The following is a 25,391-nucleotide window of genomic DNA, read 5'->3' on the forward strand; positions in this document are numbered from 1 at the left end:
CGCTTGTGCGCAGATTCACACGACCTTGGTGGCACTCCGTGCCATCGAGGGGCTGTGTCGGCGACCGTCAGACGGCCTGCGAGGCGACGTACGCGCCACGCTTCTCCACGGCCATCTGGTACAGCCGCCCGGCACGGTACGAGGACCGCACCAGCGGCCCGGACATCACACCCGAGAAGCCGATCTGCTCGGCCTCCTCCTTCAGCTCCACGAACTCCTGCGGCTTGACCCAGCGTTCGACGGGATGGTGGCGCACGGACGGGCGCAGGTACTGGGTGATGGTGACCAACTCGCAGCCGGCGTCGTGCAGTTGCTTGAGCGCCTCGCCGACCTCCTCGCGGGTCTCGCCCATGCCGAGGATGAGGTTGGACTTGGTGACGAGGCCGTGGTCGCGTGCCGCGGTGATCACCTTCAGGGAACGGTCGTAACGGAAGCCGGGCCGGATCCGCTTGAAGATCCGCGGGACGGTCTCCACGTTGTGCGCGAAGACCTCTGGCCGGGAGGAGAAGACCTCTTCGAGCTGTTCGGGAACGGCGTTGAAGTCGGGAGCGAGCAACTCCACCTTCGTCCGCCCGCCCTCGCGTTCGGCGGTCTGCCGGTGGATCTGCCGTACGGTCTCGGCGTAGAGCCAGGCGCCGCCGTCCTCGAGGTCGTCGCGCGCGACGCCGGTGATGGTCGCGTAGTTGAGGTCCATGGTGACCACGGACTCACCCACGCGCCGGGGCTCGTCGCGGTCGAGCGCCTCGGGCTTGCCGGTGTCGATCTGGCAGAAGTCGCAGCGGCGCGTGCACTGGTCGCCGCCGATGAGGAAGGTGGCCTCGCGGTCTTCCCAGCACTCGTAGATGTTGGGGCAGCCGGCTTCCTGGCAGACCGTGTGCAGGCCCTCGCTCTTCACGAGGTTCTGCATCTTTGTGTACTCGGGACCCATTTTCGCCCGGGTCTTGATCCACTCGGGCTTGCGCTCGATGGGGGTCTGGCTGTTGCGGACCTCCAGGCGCAGCATCTTGCGTCCGTCGGGTGCGACTGCGGACACGTCGGCTCCCTGCTGATTGCTTTGAGTAGTCTTCGATTCTTCGGCGTACACCAGGGTACGCCCGTACGTTTTCAGTCCCCGGGGTGGGCAACTCTGCGGATCCGGGGTGCATTCCCGGTGCCCGGCGCCGCAGTGGCCGTCGAGGTCGGTCGGCTCACCCGCGCCGGCCGGGTGCCGCTCCTAGGCCGACGCCCGCTCGACCTCCCGCGGCTTCAGCTCCGCATTGCCCAGCACCTCCGCCAGATGCCGCTCCACCACCGGCAGCACCTCCTCGATCGTCACGTCCCGCCCCAGCTCGTTCGCCAGAGACGCGACGCCGGCGTCGCGGATCCCGCACGGGATGATCCGGTCGAACCACCTGTTGTCGGGGTTCACGTTCAGCGCGAAGCCGTGCATCGTGACGCCCTTCGCGACACGGATGCCGATCGCCGCGATCTTGCGGTCCTCGCGACGCTGCCCCGCGTTGGACGGCGCGTACTCCGGCCCGTTCATCCGCGGGTCGAACTCCTCGTCCTGCAGACGGGGGTCGAAGTCCAGGGACAGCCCGCCGAAGGACGGCCGCTGCTCCACCGGGTCGCCCAGCACCCATACGCCGCTGCGGCCCTCGACCCGGGTGGTCTCCAGTCCGAACTCCGCGCAGGTGCGGATCAGCGCCTCCTCCAGCCGCCGTACGTGCGCGACGACGTCCACCGGACGCGGGAGCTTCTGGATCGGGTAGCCGACCAGCTGGCCCGGCCCGTGCCAGGTGATCTTGCCGCCGCGGTCCACGTCGATGACCGGCGTGCCGTCGAGGGGCCGCTCGTTGTCCGCCGTGCGGCGGCCCGCCGTGTAGACGGGAGGGTGTTCCAGAAGCAGCACGGTGTCCGGAACCTCGTCGGCGAACCGCGCCGCGTGCACGCGGCGCTGCTCGTCCCAGGCCTCCTGGTACTCGACCGCCTCCGCACCGAACCCCATGCGGACGAACCGCAGCTCACTCACGGGCAAGCGCCTCCCTCAGCGATGCAGCGATGCAGCAGATGCAGCGATGACTGTGTCAGGCACATAGCGCGCCCACGCCACTGTACGTCTGCACGTCGCGCGTCAGTCCTGCGGGCAATCCTCACACGATCGGATGAATGAATGCGGAAGCCCGCAATCGGCTGCTTACGCTCCGCTACATTCGCGCCGTCCATGAGGCCATAAGGGCTGCTCACGGGCAATCCAGGAACTTCAGTGCCCGGAAGGCAGGAGACCGCACCGCAGATGACGGAACGACCCGCGCAGCGCACTCCCAACCGCCAGCTCGCCGCGCTCATCGCAGAAGCGGGATTCTCCAACGCGGGTCTGGCCCGCCGCGTGGACCAGCTCGGTCTCGAACACGGGCTGGATCTCAGATACGACAAGACGTCCGTCACCCGGTGGCTGCGCGGCCAGCAGCCCCGCGGGACCACCCCCGCCCTGATCGCCGAGGTCTTCACCCGCCGCCTCGGGCGGCGCCTCACCGCCCAGGACCTCGGCCTGGACGCCTGCGCGCCCGTCTACGCGGGCCTGGAGTTCGCCGCCACCCCCGAGGAGGCCGTCGACATCGTCAGCGGTCTGTGGCGCAAGGACTCCGGCAGCCACGCGGAGCTCCGCAAGATCGCCTTCACCGCGGCGGGACTCGTCGTGCCCAGCCGGGACTGGCTGATCGGCCGGGCCGACGACAAGGTCACCCGCGTCGAACCGCTCGCCAAGATCCCCCCACAGGGCCGGCCCGTGGTACCCCGCCAGCGCGGGGAGGCCGAGCGCGGCCCCGGCCAGAGGGTCACCGCCGGCGACATCGCCGCCCTCCGTTCGGTCGGTGAGCTGTTCCGGACCCTCGACAACGCCTACGGCGGCGGCCACGCCCGCCAGGCCCTCGTGAGGTACCTGGAGCACGAGTGCGAGCCGATGCTGCGCGGCACCTACGGCGAGCAGACCGGCCGCCGCCTGTTCGCTGCCACCGCCGATCTGACCCGGCTCGCCGGCTGGACGTCGTTCGACATCGCCGCGCACGGTCTCGCCCAGCGCTACTTCGTGCAGGCGCTGCGACTCGCACAGGCCGCCGGTGACCGTGCGTACGGCAGCTACGTGCTCGTCACGATGAGCCGCCAGGCCGTCCACCTCGGCCACGGACGGGAGGCCGTGCAGCTCGCCCGCGTCGCCCAGCAGGGCGTGGGCGCGGGCGCCCCGCCGGTCGTCCAGGCCCTGCTGCACGCGGTCGAGGCACGAGGGCACGGAGTGCTCGGCGAGGTCCGCAACTGCACCGCCTCCCTCGTCCGCGCCGAGCGGGCCCTGGAAGCCGCCAGTGCCGGCGACGAGGTCCCGTACTGGGCGCGCTTCTTCGACGAGGCCCAGCTCGCCGACGAGTTCGGGCACTGCCACCGGGACCTGCAGCAGTTCCGCGCCGCCGCCCAGCACGCCGAACGCTCACTGCAGCTGCGCGCCCCCGGCTACGCCCGCAGCCGCCTCTTCTGCCGCCTCGTCCTCGCTTCCGCCCGGCTCGGCCTCGGCGAACTCGACCAGGCCTGCCAGCTCGGTGCGGAGGCCGCGGGCCAGGCGGTGGAGATGCGGTCGGTCCGCGCGATCGAGTACGTCAAGGACTTCGAACGCAGGCTGGAGCCGTACAAGGACGCTGCACCGGTCCGGGGCTACCGCGACAAGGTCGCGGCACTCGGCTGAGCACCGTGCCGTCAGTCCGCGGGCATGAGTGCCGCCTGGGGCGGCACGGGTGGGCGCGGGCGGCACCCCGTCAGCGCCGGGTTGCGCGACCCACCCGGCGCCGACCGCAACACCGGGCACCTGTTCATCCGCTCAAGCCGCCCGCGGCACCGTAGCCACCGGCTCCGCCGCATGCATCGACCCCGCCGCCCCCAGATCCGCCAGGATCGCCGAGGCGGCCCGGTGCGCCGAGTGCAGGGCTCCCTGGACCGTGCTGGTGTCCCGGTGGTCCCCGCACACGTACAGCCCCGCCATCAGCCGTACCGGCCGCCGCAGATCGTGCGGCGGCCGCATCGTCGGCACCGCCTCCGCGGTGTGGTGCACGGCGAGCGTCTCCCAGCGCGTGGTGGAGGTGCCGTAGAGCCGGGACAGATGGATCCGCACGGCGGTGTCGACACCGTCCGGCGGTGTGCCCAGGACCGTCGACGACACGAGCGCGCGGCCCGCGGGCGCGCGGCTGGGGTCGACGTGGCTGACCACCGCGGTGTGCGCGACCGGGCCGCCGCGGTCCGCGTCGAGCAGCAGGGACCCGCCGGTCTCCGGCGGCTCGTCGGTCGTGTGGTGGACGACCGTGACGGGGTGGAAGTCCGGTACCCGCAGGCCGGGCAGCAGCGCGGCCGCCGTGCGCGCGTCCGTGGCCACCAGCACCGCGCGGCAGCGGATCTCACCGTGCTCCGCGGTGGTCACCGAGGTCGTGGAGACCGAGGTGACCCGGACCCCGGTGTGCACCGTGCCCGGCGGCAGCTCCCTCGCGAGCAGCTCCGGCAGGACCTCCGCGCCGCCCTCCGGCAAGCACAGCCGGCCGGACGCGAAGGCGCGCAGCGCGAGGTCCGCGCAGCGGCTGGACGTGGTGAGGTCCGGGTCGCACAGCAGGGCGGCGAGCAGGGGGCGCAGGAAGCCGTCGATCGTCCGGGCGGGCAGGCCGCGGGCAGCGAGCGCCTGGCCTGCGGGCGATTCGGGGCGCGACAGCAGCCGTTCGACGGGGACGGCCGCGAGGCGGCTGAGCGCGGCGGCGAGCCGGGCCTGGTCGACGGCGCTGCCCATCGGGGCGCCCGGGCGGACCCTGGGCGCCGTCGCCTGCGCCGGCGCGCCCGACCGGCCGCCGGCCGGTGACAGCATTCGCGAGGCGCCCGCGCGCGGCCTGGGCAGCGCGTGCGCCGGCCGACCGGACCGGGGGGCGCTTGCAAGGGCGCGCACTGCACGGAGTGCGCCCCTTGCGCCCCCGGCGTCCGCCTGGGCGCCCGCGCGGTGGTGGCGTCCGTCGCTGTGCAGCAGGACACCCGGGGCGAACGGGCGCAGCACGAGCGCGCCGAGCCCCTGCGTGAGACCCAGCTCGGGGTACGAGGTGGACAGGAGTTGCCCGATCCGGTCGAGCCGGAAGCCGTCGACCTTCTCGGTCGACATGCGGCCGCCCGCGTAAGGGGCGGCCTCCAGGACTGCGGTCGTTACTCCTGCGCTGGTCAGCCGATGCGCCGCCGAGAGGCCGGCGACTCCGGCTCCCACGATGACGACGTCTGCCTGGTACGCGGGCTCAAGCACGTGCCCCTCCTCGAGGATTGCGCGGCCGGTGGAGACGTGATGCCCCCAACTTGCTCCGGGGATACCCGAGTTCGGCTCGAGGTTAAGACGCTGATCGGTCAGGGGCAGTCGCGCATGAACAGGGCACGGTCGCACAGTGGTCGCACAGGGACGCGACACATCCTCACGCGGCGCGGATCGCGTCCTCGATCTCCGGGAACGCGAAAGTGAACCCGGACTCCAGCAACCGCTTGGGCACCACCCGTTGGCTGCCCAGAACGTCCCCGGCCATCTCCCCGAGGACCGTGCGCAACACCGGCGCCGGTACGGCGAACGGAGTGGGACGGTGCAGCACCCGACCCATCGCCGCCGTCACCGCACCGTTCGTCACCGGATGCGGGGCGGTCAGGTTGAACGGCCCCGACAGGTCGTCCCGGTCGAGAAGATGACGGATCGCCGCGACCTCGTCGTGCAGCGCGATGAACGACCAGTACTGCCGCCCGTCGCCCAGCCGCCCGCCCAGACCCGCCCTGAACAGCGGGAACAGCTTCCCCCAGGCACCGCCCCGGCGCGCCACCACCAGCCCGGTCCGCGGGAACACCGTGCGCACGCCCGCCTCCCGCGCCGGCGCCGCGGCCTCCTCCCACTCCACGACCAGCGAGGGCAGGAAGCCGTCCCCCGCAGGCGCGCCCTCGTCGACGGTGCGTTCCCCGGTCTCCCCGTAGAAGCCGATCGCGCTGCCGTTCACGAACACCCGCGGCCGCTCGTCCTCGGACAGGGACGCCAGCGTCCGGGCCAGCGCCGCCGTGCCCAGCACCCGGCTGGAACGGATCCGCGCCTTGTACGCCTCCGTCCAGCGGTGGCTGCCGACCCCCGCCCCGGCCAGATTGACCACGGCATCGCACCCGGCGAGTCCCGCCGCGTCCACATACCTGTCCTCGGGGTCCCACCGCAGCTCGTCCGCGCCCCGGGGCGCACGGCGCACCAGACGCACCACCTCGTGCCCGTCCGCGGTCAGGGACCGCACCAGGGCGCTGCCGATGAGACCGGAGGCGCCGGCCACCACGATGCGGGAACGTTCCATGACCACCATCGTGCCTGTACGCGCCGTACAAACTCCATCGGGTCCTCGCATCGGGTCCTCGCCTCCTGCGGCTCACGGCGGCTTAAGGTGACCGTCATGCCGGATCCGTACATACGTCACGCCACGCCGGACGACGAGGAACCCCTGGCCCGGCTCGACCGCGCCACCTGGTCCCACCAGCACGCCGTCACGCCCCCGCCGCAGCCGCCGTACGAGCCCTTCTTCCGGGAACAGTCCGGCCCCGGCGACCACCTGGTCGCCGAACTCGACGGCCGTGTCGTCGGCTACATCCGCCTCGGCTTCCCCACCCCGCTGGCCTGCAACGCGCACGTACGCCAGATCCGTGGACTCGCCGTCGCCGACGAGGCCCGCGGCCGGGGAGTCGGCCGGGCGCTGCTGCGGGCCGCCCTGGAGGAGGCCCGCCGGCTGGGCGCCCGCCGCATCAGCCTGCGCGTGCTCGGGCACAACACTCCCGCCCGCAGGCTGTACGAGTCGGAGGGGTTCGTCGTCGAGGGTGTCCAGCCGGAGGAGTTCCTCCTCGACGGCAGGTATGTCGACGACGTGCTGATGGGACGCCGGCTGGACGCCGTGCGCCCCCTGCGCCCCTGGCGGCCCCGGTAAGAGCCTGTGTCTGGCCCCCGGCCGGGTGCCGGCCGGGAACCAGGCACAGGCTCTGAGGCTCAGGAGCTGACCAGGTCGCCCGTGTCCACGGGCGCCGTGGCCCGCGCCGCGCGCTGGGCGTCCGAGGCGACCTCGTCCGCCGTCAGGACGTAGCCCGTCTCGTCGTCCGAGGTGGAGCGGGCGAAGACGACCCCGTACACCCGGCCGTCGGTGGTGAGCAGCGGCCCGCCGGAGTTGCCGGGGCGGACGGTGGAGCGGATCGAGTAGATCTCGCGGGAGACCAGACCGTCGTTGTAGATGTTCTGGCCCCTGGCCTGCACGCGGTTCGCGACCGTGGCCGCCTGCAGGTTCAGGTCGCCGTCCTGGGGATAGCCGGCGACCACGGCCTGGTCGCCGCGCCCGGCGTCGGTGTCGAAGCGCAGCACGGGCGCCCTCAGGTCGGGCACGTACAGCACCGCCACGTCCCGGTCCGGATCGAAGAGAACGACCCGGGCGTCGTACGACCGCCCGACGCCCCCGATCCGCACCGTCGGGCGGTCGATGCCCGCCACCACGTGCGCGTTGGTCATCACGTGCTCCGCCGCGTACACGAAGCCGCTGCCCTCACGGCCCTGGTCGCCCGAGACGCCCTCGATCTTCACCGTGCTCAGCTTGGCGGCGTTCGTGGCGCTCGCCGTGACGCTGTCGCCGGTGGGCTTGGCGACCTCGGCCGTCGACTCGTTCTCGAACGGGTTGAAGACCTGCGGGAAGCCCGCCTGGGTGAGCGCGGAGGTGGCGCTGGAGAACCACGTCGGCGTGGTGTCCGGCATCGCGTCCTGCACCGCCCCCAGCAGCTTCGAGTCCCGGATCGCCGTCGTCACCACCGGGGACGAGGACGCCGCCAGAACACTGGCCGCCACCCACGCCACGATCAGCACCGCCACCGAGTTGGCCACCGCCCCGCCGATCCCGTCCGCCACCCTGAGCGGCCCCCGGTCCAGCTCCCGCCGCAGCCGCAGCGCAAGGCGTCCCGCCAGCTCGTGCCCCACCACCGCCGGGACCAGCACCGTCAGCACCGCGGTCACCGTGGCAGCCGTCGTCCCCGGCGTCACCAGGTCCATCATCCAGGGCAGGATCCACACACCGACGACCGCGCCGCCCACGAAACCCGCGAGCGAGACACAGCCGGCCACCAGCCCCCGCCGGTAGCCGGACCCGGCATAGGCCAGGATCACCAGCAACAGCAGGATGTCGAGCAGGTCCACGAAGCCGCCTTTCTCTCGGACCCCTGAGGGGCGTCCCCTAGTACGTGCGGGACGGGCCCGGTGATCAGCCACTTGTCAGCCGCGCGCGTGACGGCGGTAACCGGCCACGCGTGCGTGTACCCCGAAAAACGCCGCGGACCGGGACGATGGTTCCATCGGGTGGTACACCACACATGGCGGGCGGACCGGATAGGGCCGACAGTGGGAACCATGCGTGTCTTCCGATCGGCCTTCCGGCCGGCTTTCCGAAGAGGACGGGGGGCGCGAAGACGGCGCCGGGTGCGAATACCGGGCGCGGCCCTCGCGGTACTGGGCTGTCTGCCGGGGCTGGCCGCCTTCGGCGCGCTGGCGCTGTGCGCGCGAGGCGTCGAGCACACCGCCACGGCAGCCGTGACCGCCAGAGCCGCACGCCAGGCCGCGACCCGCCCCGCCGCCCCGCACCGCGCGCCCAGGCCGCACATCGTGCCCCGCTCGGCCTGGCTCGACGCCCGGGCCTGGCCCGCGCAGCCGCCGCCGCGCCACGACGACAAGGTGGTCGCGGTCTTCGTCCACCACACCGACTCGCCCAACGGCTACGACTGCGCCGACGTCCCCCGCATCATCCGCTACCTGTACGCCGGCCAGACCGGCTCCCGGCAGTGGGACGACATCGGCTACAACTTCCTCGTCGACCGCTGCGGCACGATCTACGAGGGCCGCGCGGGCGGCGTCGACCGCCCCGTCACCGGCGCCCACACCCAGGGCTTCAACCACCGCACCGCGGGCATCGCCGCCATCGGCACCTTCACCGCCGGAGTCCCCGTCCCACGGGCGATGACGGACGCGATCGCCGCGCTGGTCGCCTGGAAACTCGGTCCGGCCGACATCGACCCGCGCGCCACCGTCCGCCTCACCTCCAGCAACAGCCTCAGCCGCTACCCCTCCGGCACCACCGCCACGCTGCCCGCCCTCGCCGCCCACAAGGACGCCTACATGACCAGCTGCCCCGGCGCGGCCCTCAGCGCCCGCCTGCCGGAGATCAGACAACTGGCGGCACGACTACAGGGCAGAACCCCGTAGCAGCGCCGCCGCGGTCGGTGTCACCTGCGCCCGAGGTAGACCCCCAACGCCCGCTGCAGCACCTTGCCCTGGCTGCCCACCGGCAGTTCCCACTCCCCGAGGTACTCCACCATCCGGCCGCCCGTCCCCGCCTTGAAGCGGAGCCGGCCGAGCAGTCGGTCGCCGGTGAGGGCGGGGGTGACGGAGCGCAGATCGTACGTCGCGGCGCCCGCCGCCCGTGCGTCACACAGCATGCGCCACAACAGCGCGCTGCTGGGCCGTAGTTGGCGCCCTCGACGGCCGGACGCCGGGTAGGAGTGCCAGACCCGGGAACCGACGTTGATCATGAGGGACGCGGAGAGCACCTCTCCGTCGTACTGGGCGAGATAGAGGCGGAGACGGTCGTCGTCCTCGGCGTTCAGGGCCTTCCACATGCGCACGAAGTAGTCCAGCGGACGGGCCTTGAAGCCGTCGTGGGCAGCGGTCGCGGTGTACAGGCGGTGGAAGTCGGGCAGGTCGGCGGCCGAGCCCCAGGAGACACGGACGCCGGCCGTCTCAGCCGTGCGCAGGGACTGCTCCCAATGCGGTGCCAGGGCGCCGCGCAGGTCGTCCACCGAGCGCCCCGCCAACGGGATGTGGCAGCCGTAGCGCGGCTGGCCGAGCCCGAACCCGCTGCCGACGTCCTCCTCGCACCGCCGCCACCCGAGCCGCCCCAGCCGCTCCGCGGCGTCCAGCGCGTATCCGTCGATGCCGGCCGCGGGCAGATCGTGCAGATGACGTACGTCGGGGTCGGCGATCCCCGCCGCGACGGTGGCCGCGTCCCAGTGCCGTACGACGAGGGGCGGTCCGATCCGCACCGAGAAGGCGCCGATCCGCTTCAGATGGGCGACGAGCGGGTCCAACCACCGCTCCAGACGGGGGGTCCGCCAGTCGATCGCGGGCCCGTCGGGGATGTACGCGAGGAAGCGCCTCGTCCCGGGCAGCGGCCGGTACAGGACGAGCGCCGTCGCGACCATCGCCTCTCCCTCGAACCAGCCGACGCTCTCCGCCAGCCAGTCGGGCTTCACGTCGCCCCACTCGGGGATCTGGAGATGGCTTGCGTCGGGAGACAGCCGCAGGTGGGCGACATGTTCCGCGCGCGGTATCTCCCGCACGTACAGGCTGGTCATGGGCAGGGTGCTCCTGTTCGGGGCGGCCACCCTAAGCCGGGGATCACCGGACGGGTCAAGAGTCCACGGGCGAACGGCCGGCGACGGACACCCGAACTCTCACAGGGTTCTCGTAGCCGACTCAACGATCACCCCGAGACTGCCTTCCTATCGTCATGCACACGCACTGACTGGAGGTGGGGAAAATGAACAGCGATCACACCGACACCACGGACAAGACGGAGAAGACGGAGACGGCGGGCGGCTGGACCAGGACCGCCCGCGGCCCCTGGGCGGTGGTCTGCGCGGTCGCCACGGTTCTCGTGGGCCCGGCCGCGGCCACGGCGTCCGCCCTCGATCAGGCCAACAAGGCGCCGATGTACCACGCGGTGCGGGTCGACCAGACACAGGCGTACATCCCGTCGGACACCACCCGGCGCCGTGTGGCGGCGTGACGCTCACTCCCGGAAGCGGTTCCACAGCTTGGGATAGCGCTCGGCGAGCACCCGTTCGTTCTCGAAGTCGGCCGGCGTGCCCTCGGGCTCCGCGGCCGCGGGCGGAATGCCCAGATCGGGCGCGACGGTCCCGGTGAGCTGCTCGTACGCCTCGTCCGCCGCGTAGCCGAGCTCCTCGCCGTCGCCGTCGATCTCCTCGTCGAAGTCGGTCAGCAGGTCGGCGAGCGCGTCAGGGTGGTGCAGGGCGCCCTCGAACACGTCCCGGCCCTGACCGATCAGCCAGCACCGGAAGAAGTCGAAGGCGTCGTCGCTCGCCCCGTCGAGCAGCACCCAGGCGGCGCCCCACAGGTCCCAGCGGTAGGCGCGGTTGTAGCGGGACTCGAAGTGACGGGCGAAGTCGAGCACGGACTCGGGGTCCAGTTCGAGCAGCCGCTCCACGAGCAGGTCGGCCTGCTCCTCCGGGTCGCCCTCGGCGGCCTCGCGGGCGGCGTCCACCAGCTCCCAGAACTCCGACTCTTCCATCACGGGTCAAGCATCTGACGTCCAGGGGTGGGGCGCACCCGGAGTACAGGGGATTGTTATGGGGCGCAGAACACAGCGCACGCGGCGCAGAGCACGGCTCACCATGCGGTGAGCACGGCTCACGGCGCGTAGAGCCCGGCCAGCCGCGCCGCGTCCGCCGCGAAACGCGCCCGCAGGCCCTCCGGCGCCAGCACCTCGGCCTCCGGCCCCAGCGCGGTGAGCTGCGTGTGCGCCACCTCCTCCGACTCGACCCGCAGCGTCACGGTCACCCGCCCCTGCGCGTCGGGCGGGCCCGCCGACTCCATGGCGTCTCTCGCCGAGAGGGGATCGACGGCGTACGGCAGTCTCCGCGCCCCGGCCGGCGAGAGCCGTACGACGACCTCGGCCCGCAGGATCGAGCGGGCGAAGCGCTCGGCCTGCTCGCCCCAGAAGCCGGGCAGGTCGAACGTCTCGTCGCGGTCGAACCGGACCTCCAGCGGGATCACGGCGGTGAACCGGTCGATGCGGTACGTCCGGAACGCGCCGGCCTCGGGCACCCGCGCGCACAGGTACCAGACTCCCGCCTTCAGGATCAGCCCGTACGGCTCCAGCGCCCGGTCCACCTCCGTACCGTCCCGCCGGTAGCGGGCCGTCACGCACCGGTCGTCCCAGACCGCCTCCGCGATCACCGGCAGCAGGGCGGGCGTCTCCGGCTCCCGGAACCAGCCGGGCGCGTCCAGGTGGAAGCGCTGGGCGGCGGTGCGCGAGGCGTCGCGGAGGGAGGGGAGAAGCGCGGCGGACACCTTCAGGCGGGCGGCGGAAGCGGCGTCCTCGAGGCCCATCTCGCGCAGCGCCCCCGGCACCCCGCTGAGGAACAGCGCCTCCGCCTCGGTCCGGGCCAGGCCGGTCAGTCGCGTCCGGTAGCCCCCGATCAGCCGGTAGCCGCCGGCCCGCCCCCGGTCCGCGTACACCGGCACCCCCGCCTCCGACAGCGCCTGCGCGTCCCGCGTGACCGTCCGCTCCGACACCTCCAGCTCGCGCGCCAGCTCGGCGGCGGTCATGGAGGGCCGGGACTGGAGCAGGAGCACCATCTTGATCAGGCGGGCGGCGCGCATACGGCCATGATGCCGGGGGCCACTGACAACGAAGGGGTACGGCGGTCCGCCGTACCCCTTCACCGAAGGCCGGCCCCTACAGGCCGTACCTCTCGCGCGCTTCCTTCACCGAGGCCGCCTTGACCTCGCCCCGCTTGGCGAGCTGGGCCAGGGCCGCGACGACGATCGACTCGGCGTCGACGCCGAAGTGGCGGCGGGCGGCGTCACGGGTGTCCGACAGGCCGAAGCCGTCGGCGCCCAGCGAGGACCAGTCCTGCTCGACCCACTGCGCGATCTGGTCCGGGACCTGGCGCATGTAGTCGGAGACCGCGAGCACGGGGCCCTCGGCGCCGTGCAGCGCCTGCCGAACGTACGGGACGCGCTCCTCGCCGCGCAGCAGGGCCGCGTCGGCCTCCAGCGCGTCACGGCGCAGCTCGGTCCAGGAGGTCGCCGACCACACGTCCGCCGCGACGCCCCACTCCTCGGCGAGGAGCTTCTGCGCCTGCAGCACCCAGTGGATCCCGGTGCCGGAGCCCAGCAGCTGGATGCGCGGGGCGTTGGCCATCGGGGACAGCCCAGCCGTCTCGGCCGTGTTGAAGCGGTACAGGCCCTTGACGATGCCCTCGTCGATGCCGGGGCCGGCCGGCTTCGCGGGCTGCGGGAGCGGCTCGTTGTACACGGTGAGGTAGTAGAAGACGTTCGGGTCCTCGCCCGGGGCCGCCTCGCCGTACATCCGGCGCAGACCGTCCTTGACGATGACCGCGATCTCGTACGCGAAGGCCGGGTCGTAGGTCAGGGCGGCGGGGTTGGTCGCGGCGATGACGGGGGAGTGGCCGTCGGCGTGCTGCAGACCCTCGCCGGTCAGCGTGGTGCGGCCCGCCGTCGCGCCGACGAGGAAGCCGCGGCCGAGCTGGTCGCCGAGCTGCCACATCTGGTCGGCCGTGCGCTGCCAGCCGAACATCGAGTAGAAGATGTAGAACGGGATCATCGCCTCGCCGTGCGTGGCGTACGCGGTGGACGCGGCGATGAAGTCGGCCATCGAACCGGCCTCGGTGATCCCCTCGTTGAGGATCTGGCCGTTCTTGGCCTCCTTGTAGTACATCAGCTGGTCGCGGTCGACCGGCTCGTACGTCTGGCCCTTGGGGGAGTAGATCCCGAGGGAGGGGAACAGGCTCTCCATGCCGAAGGTGCGCGCCTCGTCGGGGACGATCGGCACCCAGCGCCTGCCGGTCTCCTTGTCGCGGACCAGGTCCTTGACCAGGCGTACGAAGGCCATGGTCGTGGCGACGTTCTGGGAGCCGGAGCCCTTGTCGAAGGAGGCGAAGGCCTTCTCGGCGGGGGCGGGCAGCGGGGCCGGCGCGTGCGTACGGCGCGCGGGGGCCGGACCGCCGAGGGCCGCGCGACGCTCCTGGAGGTAGCGGACCTCGGGGGAGTCGGCGCCGGGGTGGCCGTAGGGGACGACCCCGTCGACGAAGTCGCTGTCCTTGATCGGCAGGCCGAGCAGGTCGCGCATCGCCTTGAACTCGTCCACCGTCAGCTTCTTCATCTGGTGGTTGGCGTTCTTCGACGCGAAGCCCTCGCCGAGCGTGAAGCCCTTGACGGTCTGGGCCAGGATGACGGTCGGGGCGCCCTTGTGCTCGACGGCCGCCTTGTACGCCGCGTACACCTTGCGTGCCTCGTGACCACCGCGGGAGAGGTGGAAGCACTCGAGGATCTTGTCGTCGCTCAGCAGCTTCGCCAGCTCGACGAGTGCCGGGTCCTTGCCGAAGAAGTCCTGGCGGATGTAGGCGGCGTCGCGGGTCTGGTACGTCTGCACCTGGGCGTCGGGTACCTCGCGCAGGCGGCGTACGAGGGCGCCGGTGGTGTCGAGCCGGAAGAGCTCGTCCCAGGCGGAGCCCCAGAGCGTCTTGATGACGTTCCAGCCGGCGCCGCGGAACTGGGCCTCCAGCTCCTGCACGATCTTGAAGTTGGCGCGGACCGGGCCGTCGAGACGCTGCAGGTTGCAGTTGATGACGAAGGTGAGGTTGTCGAGCTCCTCGCGGGCGGCGAGGGCGAGGGCCGCCGTCGACTCCGGCTCGTCCATCTCGCCGTCGCCGAGGAAGGCCCACACGTGGGACGCGGAGACGTCCTTGATGCCGCGGTGGGTGAGGTAGCGGTTGAAGCGCGCCTGGTAGATGGCGGAGAGCGGGCCGAGGCCCATCGACACCGTCGGGAACTCCCACAGCCAGGGCAGGCGGCGGGGGTGCGGGTAGGAGGGCAGGCCGTTGCCGCCGGCCTCCTGGCGGAAGTTGTCGAGGTGCTGCTCGGTCAGGCGGCCGTCGAGGAAGGCGCGGGCGTAGATGCCGGGGGAGGCGTGGCCCTGGATGTAGAGCTGGTCGCCCGAGCCGTCGGCCTCCTTGCCCTGGAAGAAGTGGTTGAAGCCGGTCTCGTAGAGCCAGGCGGCGGAGGCGAAGGTGGCGATGTGGCCGCCGACGCCGTGTTTGGAGCCGCGGGTCACCATCGCGGCCGCGTTCCAGCGGTTCCACGCCGTGATACGGGCCTCCATCGCCTCGTCACCGGGCACGGCGGGCTCGGCGGCGGTCGGGATGGTGTTGACGTAGTCGGTCTCGAGGAGCTTGGGCAGCGCGATGCCGTTGCCCTCCGCGCGCTCCAGCGTGCGGCGCATCAGGTACGCGGCACGGTGCGGGCCGGCCGCCTTGGCGACCGCGTCCAGCGAGGCCTGCCATTCGGCGGTCTCCTCCGGGTCCCGGTCGGGGAGCTGGTCGAGCTCGCTCGGCTGGATGGCGTTGGAGTCGGTCATGTCGCCGCCTTCCTCAGTCGAAGGGGGTTCCCTTGAGGGTTTCGGGGTGCCCTTTGTCTTTGGCAGGACAGGGCTTGGGCTCCGGTGCAGTGTCGATTTGCGACTCCGTCGCGTGGCCCGTCGGCGACTCTAACTTCTGATCGATGATCGATCAAAGGGGTGAAGGGCAAAACATCTTGATCACGAGAAAGTCGGCACGCGGTGCCTTCCGGGCGGGCACCGCGTGCCTTGTTTTCGAAGGGTTTTCGCAGGTGGGGACACGTATGAGCGAGCGTGCGCTCAAGGCTCGTGCCGGGGCGCGCAGCCCAGCACATGTGCCTTCACCAGCTCGGCGATCCGCGGGTCCCGTCTGCGGAACGCCTCCACCAGCTCCTCGTGCTCCTCCGCGTACGACTGCTGCACCGTCCCCAGCCAGCGGATCGACAGCGCCGTGAAGACCTCGATCCCGAGCCCCTCCCAGGTGTGCAGCAGCACCGAGTTGCCGGCCGCGCGGACCATCTCGCGGTGGAAGGCCACCGTGTGCCGCACCTGTGCCGTGCCGTCGGCCTTGCGGTCGGCCTCGTAGAGGGCGGCGACATGCGGCTCGAGGGCCGAGCAGTCCTCCGCCAGCCTCCCCGCCGCCAGCTCCGCAGCGATCGCCTCCAGGCCGGCCCGGACCGGGTAGCTCTCCTCCAGGTCGGCGGCGGTCAGATTCCGCACCCGCACGCCCTTGTTCGGCGCCGACTCGATCAGCCGCAGCGACTCCAGCTCGCGCAGCGCCTCCCGCACCGGTGTCTGGCTGACCTCCAGCTCCGTGGCGATACGGCGCTCGACGATCCGCTCGCCCGGCTTCCAGCGCCCGCTGACGATCCCCTCCACGATGTGCTCGCGGATCTGTTCGCGCAGCGAGTGGACGACGGGCGCGGTCATGAGGGCTCCTTAAGGAGGGGCCGCCCATGGGCCCCGGGGGCGTTTGACGTTTAGACAATACGGCCGCGAGCCCTTACGGAGGGGCGCACGGGGGCGCTCACCCGCAGGTGAGACGAGGCTTACACGCTTCCCAGCGGGACGATTCCTGTAAAGACCCGTACCGGATACGGCCCGGAGCCGTCACCACCGTGTCACCGGGAGAACCCGACGCGCCGGATTCGTGTCGCGGTCGGCAGAGGGGCACCCGCCGGGGCCCCTTGGCACGAGTGGGGGACGACATGAACATCGGGGGACGGCGCGGACGACTGCGCCTGGCGATCACGGTGGCCGTCATCGGCATGGTCGCGGCGGTGACGGGGTGCCAGGAGACTCCGACGAGGGCCGCGAAGACGCAGGTCGGCGAGGCCGAGGAGATCACGGGAATGGCGGGAGCCGCCGCGCCGGCGGCTCAGCCGGCCGGGCCCGGTGGCGCCTGCGTCTTCGTCAAGCCGGACGGCGCGCAGCGGTTCGGCCACGTCGGCTGGGGCTTCCGCGTCAAGGGGACCGACCGCTGGGTGTACGGCGCGGTCGAGAACCCGAGCAACGAGCTGTACACCAGGCCCGGCGGCGACATCGGAGCCTGGCACGCGGAGGGGTCGTACGCACGCATGGTCAGCGACATGTCCCGGGACGCCCACTACCCGGGGAAGTCCACGCATCCGTACAGCCGCTACCGCTGCACCAGCTCCTCGACCGGCGACGTGGCGGCCGCCCGCGCGATGATCCGTACCGTCGAGGCGCGCGGCTTCCTCGTCGGCGTGGACCCGACGAGCGGCGAGCTCACGTCACGGGACTGCCTCGACGCCACGTACGACGTCCTGAAGGCGTACCGGACCTGGCATCTGACGCCCGCGTCCCACCTCGGCATCCCGAACGTGTGGGTGGAGACGCTGGTCACCTGGACGGACCGGAGGCTGACGCCGCGGTGAGAACGACGGTGCCCCCGACCGGAGTTCTCCGGTCGGGGGCACCGCAGGTACTCCTGGGACTCAGAGCCCGAGCTCGACCTCGAACTCGCCCGCCTCCAGGATCGCCTTGACCGCGGTCAGGTAACGGGCCGCGTCGGCGCCGTCCACCAGACGGTGGTCGTAGGACAGGGTCAGGTACGTCATGTCGCGGACGCCGATGACCGTGCCCTCCTCCGTCTCGATGACGGCCGGGCGCTTCACCGTGGCACCGATGCCGAGGATCGCGACCTGGCCCGGCGGCACGATGATCGTGTCGAACAGGGCACCGCGCGAACCGGTGTTGCTGATGGTGAAGGTCGCGCCGGACAGCTCGTCCGGGGTGATCTTGCTGGCCCGGACCTTGCCCGCCAGGTCGGCGGTGGCCTTGGCGATGCCCGCGATGTTGAGGTCGCCGGCGTGCTTGATGACCGGGGTCATCAGGCCCTTCTCGGAGTCCACCGCGATACCGACGCTCTCGGTGTCGAAGTAGGTGATGGTCCCCTCGGCCTCGTTGATCTTGGCGTTGATGACCGGGTGGGCCTTCAGCGCCTGGGCGGCGGCCTTGACGAAGAACGGCATCGGGGAGAGCTTGACGCCCTCACGGGCCGCGAAGGAGTCCTTCGCCTTGGCGCGCAGCTTCATCAGGCGGGTGACGTCGACCTCGACGACCGACGAAAGCTGCGCCTGCTCGTGCAGCGCCTTGACCATGTTGTCGCCGATGACCTTGCGGATGCGCGGCATCTTGACGGTCTGGCCACGGAGCGGGGAGACCTCGAGCGCCGGGGCCTTCTTCGCAGCCGACGGAGCAGCGGCGGCGGGGGCCGGGGCAGCGGCCTTCGCGGCCTCGGCGGCGGCGAGGACGTCCTGCTTGCGGATGCGGCCGCCGACGCCGGTGCCCTTGACGGTGGCCAGGTCGACACCGTTCTCGGCGGCGAGCTTGCGCACCAGCGGGGTGACGTAGGCGCCCTCGTCGGTGGGCTGGGCGGCGGGCGCCGGAGCGGCCGGGGCGACCGGAGCCGGAGCTGCCGGCGCGGGAGCCGGAGCAGCCGGAGCCGGCGCGGCGGCGACCGGGGCGGGCGCGGGAGCCGGGGCGGGAGCGGCGGGCGCCGGAGCGGGCGCCGGGGCAGCCGGAGCCGGGGCAGCGGCGGCGGGCGCCGGAGCCGGAGCGGCCGGGGCGGGGGCGGCCGCCGGAGCGGCACCCGGGGCGCCGATGACGGCGAGCTTGGCGCCGACCTCGGCCGTCTCGTCCTCGCCGACCGTGATCTCGAGCAGCACACCGGAGGTGGGCGCCGGGATCTCGGTGTCGACCTTGTCCGTGGAGACCTCGAGCAGCGGCTCGTCGGCCTCGACGGAGTCGCCGACCGACTTCAGCCAGCGGGTGACGGTGCCCTCGGTGACGGACTCGCCGAGCGCGGGCAGGACCACGTCCGTGCCCACGGCCGTACCGGCACCGGCAGCCGCCTCGGCGGTCGGAGCCGCGGCCGGGGCGGCCTGCTCGGTGGAGGGCTGGGCCTGCGGGGCCGGCTCGGGAGCCGGCGGGGCGACCTGCTCGGCGGCGGGGGCCGGGGCGGCCGCGGGCGCCCCGGTGCCGTCGTCGATGACGGCCAGCTCGGCGCCGACCTCAACGGTCTCGTCCTCGGCGACCTTGATGGAGGCCAGGACACCGGCGGCGGGCGAGGGGATCTCGGTGTCGACCTTGTCGGTCGAGACCTCGAGCAGCGGCTCGTCGGCCTCGACGCGCTCGCCCTCGGCCTTCAGCCAGCGGGTGACAGTGCCCTCGGTGACGCTCTCGCCGAGCGCCGGAAGGGTTACGGAAACCGCCATGGTTTCGGTTGCTCCTTAACGAATTGCGGAAGTCTGAGTCGTCGCTTCGTCGACCGAGGGTCAGTCGTGAGCGTGCAGCGGCTTGCCGGCCAGTGCCAGGTGGGCCTCGCCGAGCGCCTCGTTCTGCGTCGGGTGGGCGTGGATGAGCTGAGCGACCTCGGCCGGCAGCGCCTCCCAGTTGTAGATCAGCTGGGCCTCGCCGACCTGCTCGCCCATGCGGTCGCCGACCATGTGGACGCCGACCACGGCACCGTCCTTGACCTGGACGAGCTTGATCTCGCCCGCGGTCTGGAGGATCTTGCTCTTGCCGTTGCCCGCAAGGTTGTACTTCAGAGCGACGACCTTGTCCGCGCCGTAGATCTCCTTGGCCTTGGCCTCGGTGATACCGACGGAGGCGACCTCCGGGTGGCAGTAGGTCACGCGGGGGACACCGTCGTAGTCGATCGGGACGGTCTTGAGACCGGCCAGACGCTCCGCCACCAGGATGCCCTCGGCGAAGCCGACGTGCGCGAGCTGGAGGGTCGGGACGAGGTCGCCGACGGCGGAGATGGTCGGAACGTTGGTGCGCATGTACTCGTCGACCAGGACGTAGCCGCGGTCCATCGCGACGCCCTGCTCCTCGTAACCGAGACCGGCGGAGACCGGACCACGGCCGACGGCGACGAGCAGGACCTCGGCCTCGAACTCCTTGCCGTCGGCCAGGGTGACCTTGACGCCGTCGGCGGTGTATTCGGCCTTCGAGAAGAAGGTGCCCAGGTTGAACTTGATGCCGCGCTTGCGGAAGGCGCGCTCAAGAAGCTTGGAGGAGTTCTCGTCCTCGACCGGGACCAGGTGCTTCAGGCCCTCGATGACGGTGACGTCCGCACCGAAGGACTTCCAGGCGGAGGCGAACTCGACGCCGATGACACCGCCGCCCAGGATGATCGCGGACTTCGGTACGCGGTCCAGGACGAGGGCGTGGTCCGAGGAGATGATGCGGTTGCCGTCGATCTCCAGGCCCGGCAGCGACTTCGGCACGGAGCCGGTCGCCAGCAGCACGTGGCGGCCCTGGACGCGCCGGCCGTTCACGTCGACGGAGGTGGGGGAGGACAGCCGGCCCTCACCCTCGATGTACGTCACCTTGCGGGAGGCGACAAGACCCTGCAGGCCCTTGTACAGGCCGGAGATCACGCCGTCCTTGTACTTGTGGACCCCGGCGATGTCGATGCCCTCGAAGGTGGCCTTGACGCCGAACTGCTCGCTCTCGCGAGCCTGGTCGGCGATCTCGCCCGCGTGCAGCAGGGCCTTGGTGGGGATGCATCCCCGGTGCAGGCAGGTGCCGCCGACCTTGTCCTTCTCGATCAGGGCGACGTCCAGGCCCAGCTGAGCCCCGCGCAGGGCCGCGGCGTAACCGCCACTACCACCGCCGAGGATCACTAGGTCGAAAACGGTGCTGGCGTCGTTCGCCACGTCACGTCCTCCATGCATGTGCGCCGTGCGCCGGTCTTCCGTGACCGGTCGGCGGCTGGTGTCCGGCCGCTCTTTCCTCGGCCCTGTGGTGGGGGCCCTGTCCTGCCGTGCCCCATCTTTGCACTTGTAGGAGGCGGACGAGACGCGGGGCCGGGGTGTGAGACGCCCCACGCTCACTTGTGAGCAGGGGGAGTGGTCCTGTGTGAGCAGGGGGAGTGGTCCTGCCAAGGGGCGCGGGACTGTGTCGATCTGCGGCTCCGTCGCGTAGGCGCGACCAGCCACGTGATCAGGCACACAGTCCCGCACCAAGGGGAACTAACCGAGATCGCCCGCCGCGGTCAGCTCCGCAAGCCGCACCAGCGTCCGCACAGCCGTCCCCGTGCCGCCCTTGGGCGTGTACCCGAAGGCACCCCCCTCATTGAAGGCGGGCCCGGCGATGTCCAGGTGCGCCCAGGTGATGCCCTCGCCGACGAACTCCTTGAGGAACAGACCGGCGACCAGGCCACCTCCCATCCGCTCACCCATGTTCGCGATGTCGGCGGTCGAGGAGTCCATCCCCTTGCGCAGGTGCTCCGGCAGCGGCATCGGCCACGCCGGCTCACCCACCTCCTCGGCGGCCTCGTGCACCGCGGAGCGGAACGCGTCGTCGTTGGCCATGATCCCGAACGTGCGGTTGCCCAGCGCCAGCATCATCGCGCCGGTGAGCGTGGCGACGTCCACGATCGCGTCCGGCTTCTCCTCGGACGCGGCCCACAGCGCGTCGGCCAGCACGAGCCGGCCCTCCGCGTCCGTGTTGAGCACCTCGACCGTCTTGCCGCTGTACATCCGCAGGACATCGCCGGGACGGGTCGCGGAACCCGACGGCATGTTCTCGGCGAGCGCCAGCCAGCCGGTGACGTTCACCTCCAGGCCGAGGCGGGCGGCGGCGACGACGGCCGCGAAGACGGCCGCCGCACCGCTCATGTCGCACTTCATCGTCTCGTTGTGGCCGGCCGGCTTCAGGGAGATGCCGCCCGAGTCGTAGGTGATGCCCTTGCCCACGAAGGCGAGGTGCTTGCTCGCCTTGGAGTGCGTGTACGACAGCTTCACCAGGCGCGGAGCCGCCGCCGAGCCGGCGCCGACGCCGAGGATGCCGCCGTAGCCGCCCTTCTGCAGCGCCTTCTCGTCGAGCACCTGCACCTTGATGCCGTGCTCCTTGCCCGCGGCCTGGGCGATGGCGGCGAACGCCTGCGGGTCGAGGTCGTTCGGCGGGGTGTTGATCAGGTCGCGGGCCCGGTTGAGCTCCTCGGCGACGGCGGCGGCACGCGTGAGCGCCGCCTTGTGCTCCTTGTCCCGGGGCTTGCCGCCGAGCAGGGAGGCCTCGGCGAGCGGCGCCTTGCCGTTCTTCGCCTTGGGGTCCTTGCCGTTCTCCTTGTACGTGTCGAAGGAGTACGCGCCGAGGAGCGCGCCCTCGGCGATCGCGCCGACGTCGGCGGCGTCCGCCAGGGGCAGGGCGAAGGCGGCCTTCTTGGAGCCTGCGAGGGCGCGGGCGGCCGCACCGGCCGCCTTGCGCAGGGCCTCGGCGTCGTACGAGGCGTCCTTCTCGGGCTGCGCGCCCAGCCCCACCGCCACCACGAGGGGCGTCTTGAAGCCGGCCGGTGCGGGCACCTTCGTCACCTCGGCTTCGGCGCCGGTGGCGCCAAGGGTCTCCAGGACGCCGGCCAGCCTGCCGTCGTACGCCTTGTCCACGGCCTCGGCGCCCGGGGCGACCACCGGGCCCTTGGCGCCCTTGGCGACACCGATCACCAGTGCGTCGGCCCGCAGGCCGGGCGCCGCGGCGGTGCTGAGAGTGAGAGCAGTCACTGTGGTGAAATCTCGCTTCCGATGTGAAGTTTCTGTGGCCGAACTGTGTGGGTCGACCGGGCCCGACAGCCGACCCTAGGTCCGGCCTGAGGGTCGGTCTCCGTCGGGGTCCTCACCGGCGCGGCGAACCGGCGCGGACTTCCCGGGATGAGCCTACGCGCGTGTGCGGCCGTACTCATTCCTGCGGGTGTTCACCTGACGGTGGCGCGGCGGCCACTTCTCGATCCTCGCACTCCCCGGCCCACGTCACACTCGTCAGGTTCCGGTCAATCGAGGCCCCGCTGCTTCGTGGAGCGATCATCCTTGGGGTACGTCGCCGCACACCCTGGAGCCCGTCCCGTGAGACGCCCGATACTGCTGTTCGCCCTGATTCTGCTGCTCGCGGGCTGCACATCCGCGCCCGAAGCCGACGGCACACCGTCCGACGAACCGTCCGGCGAGCGCTGGCAGCCCCTCCCCGGCACCGCCTGGCAGTGGCAGCTCAGCGGGCGCCTCGACACCTCCGTCGACGTGCCCGTCTACGACATCGACGGCTTCGACCACTCCAGGGCGACGGTGACCGCCCTCCACCGCGAGGGCCGCAAGGTCATCTGCTACCTCTCCACCGGCGCCTGGGAGGACTGGCGCCCGGACGCGGCGAAGTTCCCCAAGTCGGTGCTGGGCAAGGGCAACGGGTGGGAGGGCGAGCGCTGGCTCGACATCCGCCGCACCGACGTCCTCGAGCCGCTGATGGCGGCCCGCATCGACATGTGCCGCAAGAAGGGCTTCGACGCGGTCGAGCCCGACAACATGGACGGCTACAAGAACAGCACCGGCTTCCCGCTCGAGGCGGCCGACCAGCTCCGCTACAACCGCCTCATCGCCGAACTCGCCCACGACCGGGGCATGTCCGTCGGCCTGAAGAACGACCTTGACCAGATCCCGCAGCTGGTGAAGGACTTCGACTTCGCGGTCAACGAGCAGTGCGCCCAGTACGACGAGTGCGCGGACCTGACTCCCTTCATCGAGGCGGACAAGGCGGTGTTCCACGTGGAGTACGAGCTGCCGACCCGCAGCTTCTGCGCGGAGTCCCGCAGGCTGAAGCTGAGTTCGCTGCTCAAGAAGTACGACCTGGGGGCATGGCGCCGGGCCTGTTAGCGACCCAGCGAGAGGACGACCAGCGCGGTGGTCGCCGCCGTCTCCGCGAGGCCGCCGAAGACGTCGCCGGTGACCCCGCCGAAGCGGCGTGTGCAGTGCCGCAGGAGGAGTTCGGCGACGGCGAGGGCGACGAGGACCGCGAGGGCGGTACGGCCGCTCTCGTACGGCCCGAAGCAGGCACCCCCGGCCGCGGCCGCCGCGAGGACGGCGAGGGTGGCGACCGCCGCACCGCGCGCCGGCACCACGCCCGCGACCGCGGCGCCCAGGCCTTCCGGGCGGGCGGCGGGTACCCCGCCGCGGGCGGCCAGGGTCAGGGCCAGCCGGGCCGCGGTCGCCGAGACGGCGGCGGCGAGTGCGCCCCGGGCCCAGGAGCCGCCGTATGCCTCGGTGAGCGCGGCCACCTGGGCGAGCAGTACGAACACGAGGGTGATCACGCCGAACGGGCCGATGTCCGACTGCTTCATGATCCGCAGCGCGTCCTCGGCGGGCTTCCCGCTGCCGAGCCCGTCCGCGGTGTCGGCAAGACCGTCGAGGTGCAGACCGCGGGTGAGGACGGCGGGTACGGCGGCGGAGGCGACGGCGGCGAGGAGGGGCCCCGCGCCCAGGAACAGCAGCAGCACGCCGAGCGCGGCGGCGGCGAGGCCGACCACCGCACCGGCCAGCGGAGCGCAGAGCATGCCGCCGCGGGCCGTCTCCCTGTCCCAGCGGGTCACCTTGATCGGGAGCACGGTGAGCGTGCCGAAGGCGAAGCGGAGGCCGTCCGGCGAGAGGGTCTTGGACACCGGCGCAGGTTACCCGGCGGTCGCGGGGGTGTCCGCGGCGGCCGACGAGAGGGGTTCGAGGGGTGGGGATAAAGTTCACATATGGGAGATTGGTGGCAGCGGAACATCGTCGAGCCCGGCAAGCTGCCGCTGCTCCTCGCCCTCGCCGCCTTCCTCCTGACCTTCCTGGTCACCCGCGCCATCACCCGTCTCATCCGGGCGGGGAAGGGGCCGTTCGGCAACGTCAAGGCGGGCGGGGTGCACATCCACCACGTGGTCCCAGGCGTCGTCCTCACCCTCGTCGGCGGCTTCGGCGCGGTCGCCAGTGGCCGGGAAGGCGTCGGTGCGGCGGTGTGCGCGGTCATCTTCGGCATCGGAGCGGGGCTCGTACTGGACGAGTTCGCGCTGATCCTGCACCTCGCCGACGTGTACTGGAGCGAGGAGGGACGCAAGAGCGTCGAGGTGGTCGTGATGACCTTCGCCGTCGTCGGCCTGGTGCTCGTGGGCTTCTCGCCGCTCGGTGTCAACGACGTGAGCCAGGACGAGGCGCAGGGTCGCGGCGGCGTGATCTCGACCGTGGCGGTCAACTTCCTCTTCGCCCTGGCCGTTCTGAGCAAGGGCAAGGTCCGCATGGCGATCTTCAGCGTGATCGTCCCCCTGGTGGGCCTGGTCGGCCTGGTCCGCCTGGCCCGCCCCGGCTCCCCCTGGGCCAGGCACTTCTACCGCCGCCGCCCACGCGCCCGAGCGAAGGCCGCCCTGCGCGCCTACCGCCACGACCGCCGCTGGTCCCGCCCGCGCCGTGCCCTGGAAAACTGGCTGGGCGGCAAACCGGACCCGGAACGGGCTTCGAAGCCCACCCATACCGCCGACCACCGCTGAAGCACACGGCCCCCGAAGGCTTCGGCCGGCCATGCGGCTCCGGAGCGAGGGCGAAACCCCACCCGCACCCCTGATGCGCGCCCCCGGCCCACACGAAAGAGCAGCCATGCCCACCACCGAGCCCGCCCGCGTCGCGCGCCGGGGGCCGGTCGGCCGACTGGCAAGCGGGACGGGGTTCGGCGCTGCTGATGCGGGGTGGCTGGCGCCACGCGGCATGGACGTCTCCCGCCGCGGCCGCGTCCGGCCTGGGCGAGGGCTGCCCGCGTTACGAGCGCTGCGGGGTCTGCCCGCGCCGGGCGCCGGGGTGGCCAGCGGGGTGGGGTTCGGAGTTCCCGTACCGGCCGAACCGG

General features: G+C 72.0%; 21 protein-coding genes. 7 read left to right on the plus strand and 14 right to left on the minus strand.

What is annotated here, in order from left to right; translation table 11 throughout:
* Positions 1 to 67: 67 nt before the first annotated feature.
* Both lipA and lipB read right to left on the minus strand, forming a co-directional pair.
* Positions 68 to 1,033, minus strand: coding sequence for a lipoyl synthase (gene lipA, locus ABZO29_RS32390; protein ID WP_367323721.1), 966 nt, complete (start codon positions 1,031 to 1,033; stop codon positions 68 to 70).
* A 180-nt stretch (positions 1,034 to 1,213) separates the two neighbouring features.
* Positions 1,214 to 2,011 (minus strand): lipoyl(octanoyl) transferase LipB, encoded by a 798-nt coding sequence (gene lipB, locus ABZO29_RS32395; protein ID WP_367323722.1) that lies wholly within the window; start codon positions 2,009 to 2,011, stop codon positions 1,214 to 1,216.
* A 264-nt stretch (positions 2,012 to 2,275) separates the two neighbouring features.
* Here lipB and ABZO29_RS32400 point away from each other — a divergent pair, with 264 nt between their 5' ends.
* Positions 2,276 to 3,712 (plus strand): regulator, encoded by a 1,437-nt coding sequence (locus ABZO29_RS32400; RefSeq protein WP_367323723.1) that lies wholly within the window; start codon positions 2,276 to 2,278, stop codon positions 3,710 to 3,712.
* Between the two features lie 132 nt (positions 3,713 to 3,844).
* Here the strand turns inward: ABZO29_RS32400 and ABZO29_RS32405 are convergent, their stop codons facing one another.
* Positions 3,845 to 5,290, minus strand: a complete 1,446-nt coding sequence (locus tag ABZO29_RS32405) for an NAD(P)/FAD-dependent oxidoreductase (protein WP_367323724.1) — start codon at positions 5,288 to 5,290, stop codon at positions 3,845 to 3,847.
* Positions 5,291 to 5,453: 163 nt separating this feature from the next.
* The gene (locus ABZO29_RS32410; RefSeq protein WP_367323725.1) at positions 5,454 to 6,353 is read right to left on the minus strand and encodes a TIGR01777 family oxidoreductase; all 900 of its coding nucleotides are present in this window, start codon (positions 6,351 to 6,353) and stop codon (positions 5,454 to 5,456) included.
* Positions 6,354 to 6,449: 96 nt separating this feature from the next.
* Here ABZO29_RS32410 and ABZO29_RS32415 point away from each other — a divergent pair, with 96 nt between their 5' ends.
* Positions 6,450 to 6,974 (plus strand): N-acetyltransferase family protein, encoded by a 525-nt coding sequence (locus tag ABZO29_RS32415; protein WP_367323726.1) that lies wholly within the window; start codon positions 6,450 to 6,452, stop codon positions 6,972 to 6,974.
* A 59-nt stretch (positions 6,975 to 7,033) separates the two neighbouring features.
* Here the strand turns inward: ABZO29_RS32415 and ABZO29_RS32420 are convergent, their stop codons facing one another.
* A complete protein-coding gene (locus ABZO29_RS32420) occupies positions 7,034 to 8,218 on the minus strand; it encodes a MarP family serine protease (RefSeq protein WP_367323727.1) in 1,185 nt (394 codons plus the stop codon).
* A 285-nt stretch (positions 8,219 to 8,503) separates the two neighbouring features.
* Here ABZO29_RS32420 and ABZO29_RS32425 point away from each other — a divergent pair, with 285 nt between their 5' ends.
* Positions 8,504 to 9,277 (plus strand): peptidoglycan recognition protein, encoded by a 774-nt coding sequence (locus tag ABZO29_RS32425; RefSeq protein ID WP_367326306.1) that lies wholly within the window; start codon positions 8,504 to 8,506, stop codon positions 9,275 to 9,277.
* Between the two features lie 20 nt (positions 9,278 to 9,297).
* Here ABZO29_RS32425 and ABZO29_RS32430 read toward each other — a convergent pair whose 3' ends face one another.
* Positions 9,298 to 10,425, minus strand: a complete 1,128-nt coding sequence (locus ABZO29_RS32430; RefSeq protein ID WP_367323728.1) for a lipid II:glycine glycyltransferase FemX — start codon at positions 10,423 to 10,425, stop codon at positions 9,298 to 9,300.
* Positions 10,426 to 10,610: 185 nt separating this feature from the next.
* On the opposite strand from ABZO29_RS32430, the gene ABZO29_RS32435 reads away from it, so the two are divergent.
* A complete protein-coding gene (locus ABZO29_RS32435; RefSeq protein WP_367323729.1) occupies positions 10,611 to 10,859 on the plus strand; it encodes a hypothetical protein in 249 nt (82 codons plus the stop codon).
* A gap of 3 nt (positions 10,860 to 10,862) precedes the next feature.
* Here ABZO29_RS32435 and ABZO29_RS32440 read toward each other — a convergent pair whose 3' ends face one another.
* From ABZO29_RS32440 to ABZO29_RS32455, 4 genes are all read right to left on the minus strand, one after another.
* Positions 10,863 to 11,381 (minus strand): DUF4240 domain-containing protein, encoded by a 519-nt coding sequence (locus ABZO29_RS32440; protein ID WP_367326307.1) that lies wholly within the window; start codon positions 11,379 to 11,381, stop codon positions 10,863 to 10,865.
* Positions 11,382 to 11,500: 119 nt separating this feature from the next.
* Positions 11,501 to 12,475, minus strand: a complete 975-nt coding sequence (locus tag ABZO29_RS32445) for a helix-turn-helix transcriptional regulator (protein WP_367323730.1) — start codon at positions 12,473 to 12,475, stop codon at positions 11,501 to 11,503.
* Between the two features lie 76 nt (positions 12,476 to 12,551).
* Positions 12,552 to 15,254 carry a pyruvate dehydrogenase (acetyl-transferring), homodimeric type gene (gene aceE / locus ABZO29_RS32450; RefSeq protein ID WP_367323731.1) on the minus strand — a complete coding sequence of 901 codons (2,703 nt, stop codon included), beginning with the start codon at positions 15,252 to 15,254 and terminating at the stop codon, positions 12,552 to 12,554.
* A gap of 279 nt (positions 15,255 to 15,533) precedes the next feature.
* Positions 15,534 to 16,163 carry a GntR family transcriptional regulator gene (locus tag ABZO29_RS32455; protein WP_367323732.1) on the minus strand — a complete coding sequence of 210 codons (630 nt, stop codon included), beginning with the start codon at positions 16,161 to 16,163 and terminating at the stop codon, positions 15,534 to 15,536.
* A gap of 278 nt (positions 16,164 to 16,441) precedes the next feature.
* Here ABZO29_RS32455 and ABZO29_RS32460 point away from each other — a divergent pair, with 278 nt between their 5' ends.
* A complete protein-coding gene (locus tag ABZO29_RS32460) occupies positions 16,442 to 17,131 on the plus strand; it encodes a hypothetical protein (RefSeq protein ID WP_367323733.1) in 690 nt (229 codons plus the stop codon).
* Between the two features lie 60 nt (positions 17,132 to 17,191).
* On the opposite strand, the gene sucB is transcribed toward ABZO29_RS32460, so the two are convergent.
* The 3 genes from sucB to ABZO29_RS32475 all read right to left on the minus strand — a co-directional run bounded on the left by sucB (position 17,192) and on the right by ABZO29_RS32475 (position 22,264).
* Complete coding sequence (sucB, locus tag ABZO29_RS32465; protein WP_367323734.1) at positions 17,192 to 18,973, minus strand: 2-oxoglutarate dehydrogenase, E2 component, dihydrolipoamide succinyltransferase; 1,782 nt, start codon at positions 18,971 to 18,973, stop codon at positions 17,192 to 17,194.
* A 60-nt stretch (positions 18,974 to 19,033) separates the two neighbouring features.
* Positions 19,034 to 20,422 carry a dihydrolipoyl dehydrogenase gene (gene lpdA, locus ABZO29_RS32470; RefSeq protein ID WP_367323735.1) on the minus strand — a complete coding sequence of 463 codons (1,389 nt, stop codon included), beginning with the start codon at positions 20,420 to 20,422 and terminating at the stop codon, positions 19,034 to 19,036.
* Between the two features lie 315 nt (positions 20,423 to 20,737).
* Entirely contained in the window at positions 20,738 to 22,264 is a 1,527-nt protein-coding gene (locus tag ABZO29_RS32475; RefSeq protein ID WP_367323736.1) for a leucyl aminopeptidase, read from the minus strand.
* Between the two features lie 339 nt (positions 22,265 to 22,603).
* Here ABZO29_RS32475 and ABZO29_RS32480 point away from each other — a divergent pair, with 339 nt between their 5' ends.
* A complete protein-coding gene (locus ABZO29_RS32480) occupies positions 22,604 to 23,401 on the plus strand; it encodes an endo alpha-1,4 polygalactosaminidase (protein ID WP_367323737.1) in 798 nt (265 codons plus the stop codon).
* On the opposite strand, the gene ABZO29_RS32485 is transcribed toward ABZO29_RS32480, so the two are convergent.
* On the minus strand, positions 23,398 to 24,183 hold the full coding sequence (locus tag ABZO29_RS32485; RefSeq protein ID WP_367323738.1) for an adenosylcobinamide-GDP ribazoletransferase: 786 nt from the start codon (positions 24,181 to 24,183) through the stop codon (positions 23,398 to 23,400). The two genes, ABZO29_RS32480 and ABZO29_RS32485, sit on opposite strands and share 4 nt — an antisense overlap.
* Before the next feature lie 81 nt (positions 24,184 to 24,264).
* On the opposite strand from ABZO29_RS32485, the gene ABZO29_RS32490 reads away from it, so the two are divergent.
* Positions 24,265 to 25,041, plus strand: coding sequence for a hypothetical protein (locus tag ABZO29_RS32490; protein ID WP_367323739.1), 777 nt, complete (start codon positions 24,265 to 24,267; stop codon positions 25,039 to 25,041).
* The last annotated feature ends 350 nt before the right edge of the window (positions 25,042 to 25,391 follow it).

The organism is Streptomyces sp. HUAS ZL42, from assembly GCF_040782645.1.
Taxonomy (GTDB): Bacteria; Actinomycetota; Actinomycetes; order Streptomycetales; family Streptomycetaceae; genus Streptomyces.

Coding starts and splice junctions, on each gene's coding strand:
- ABZO29_RS32455 (WP_367323732.1), bottom strand. CDS start 16,163: ATGACCGCGCCCGTCGTCCACTCGCTGCGCGAACAGATCCGCGAGCAC.
- sucB (WP_367323734.1), bottom strand. CDS start 18,973: ATGGCGGTTTCCGTAACCCTTCCGGCGCTCGGCGAGAGCGTCACCGAG.
- ABZO29_RS32435 (WP_367323729.1), top strand. CDS start 10,611: ATGAACAGCGATCACACCGACACCACGGACAAGACGGAGAAGACGGAG.
- ABZO29_RS32400 (WP_367323723.1), top strand. CDS start 2,276: ATGACGGAACGACCCGCGCAGCGCACTCCCAACCGCCAGCTCGCCGCG.
- ABZO29_RS32440 (WP_367326307.1), bottom strand. CDS start 11,381: ATGGAAGAGTCGGAGTTCTGGGAGCTGGTGGACGCCGCCCGCGAGGCC.
- ABZO29_RS32460 (WP_367323733.1), top strand. CDS start 16,442: ATGAACATCGGGGGACGGCGCGGACGACTGCGCCTGGCGATCACGGTG.
- ABZO29_RS32445 (WP_367323730.1), bottom strand. CDS start 12,475: ATGCGCGCCGCCCGCCTGATCAAGATGGTGCTCCTGCTCCAGTCCCGG.
- ABZO29_RS32490 (WP_367323739.1), top strand. CDS start 24,265: ATGGGAGATTGGTGGCAGCGGAACATCGTCGAGCCCGGCAAGCTGCCG.
- aceE (WP_367323731.1), bottom strand. CDS start 15,254: ATGACCGACTCCAACGCCATCCAGCCGAGCGAGCTCGACCAGCTCCCC.
- ABZO29_RS32415 (WP_367323726.1), top strand. CDS start 6,450: ATGCCGGATCCGTACATACGTCACGCCACGCCGGACGACGAGGAACCC.
- ABZO29_RS32430 (WP_367323728.1), bottom strand. CDS start 10,425: ATGACCAGCCTGTACGTGCGGGAGATACCGCGCGCGGAACATGTCGCC.
- ABZO29_RS32410 (WP_367323725.1), bottom strand. CDS start 6,353: ATGGAACGTTCCCGCATCGTGGTGGCCGGCGCCTCCGGTCTCATCGGC.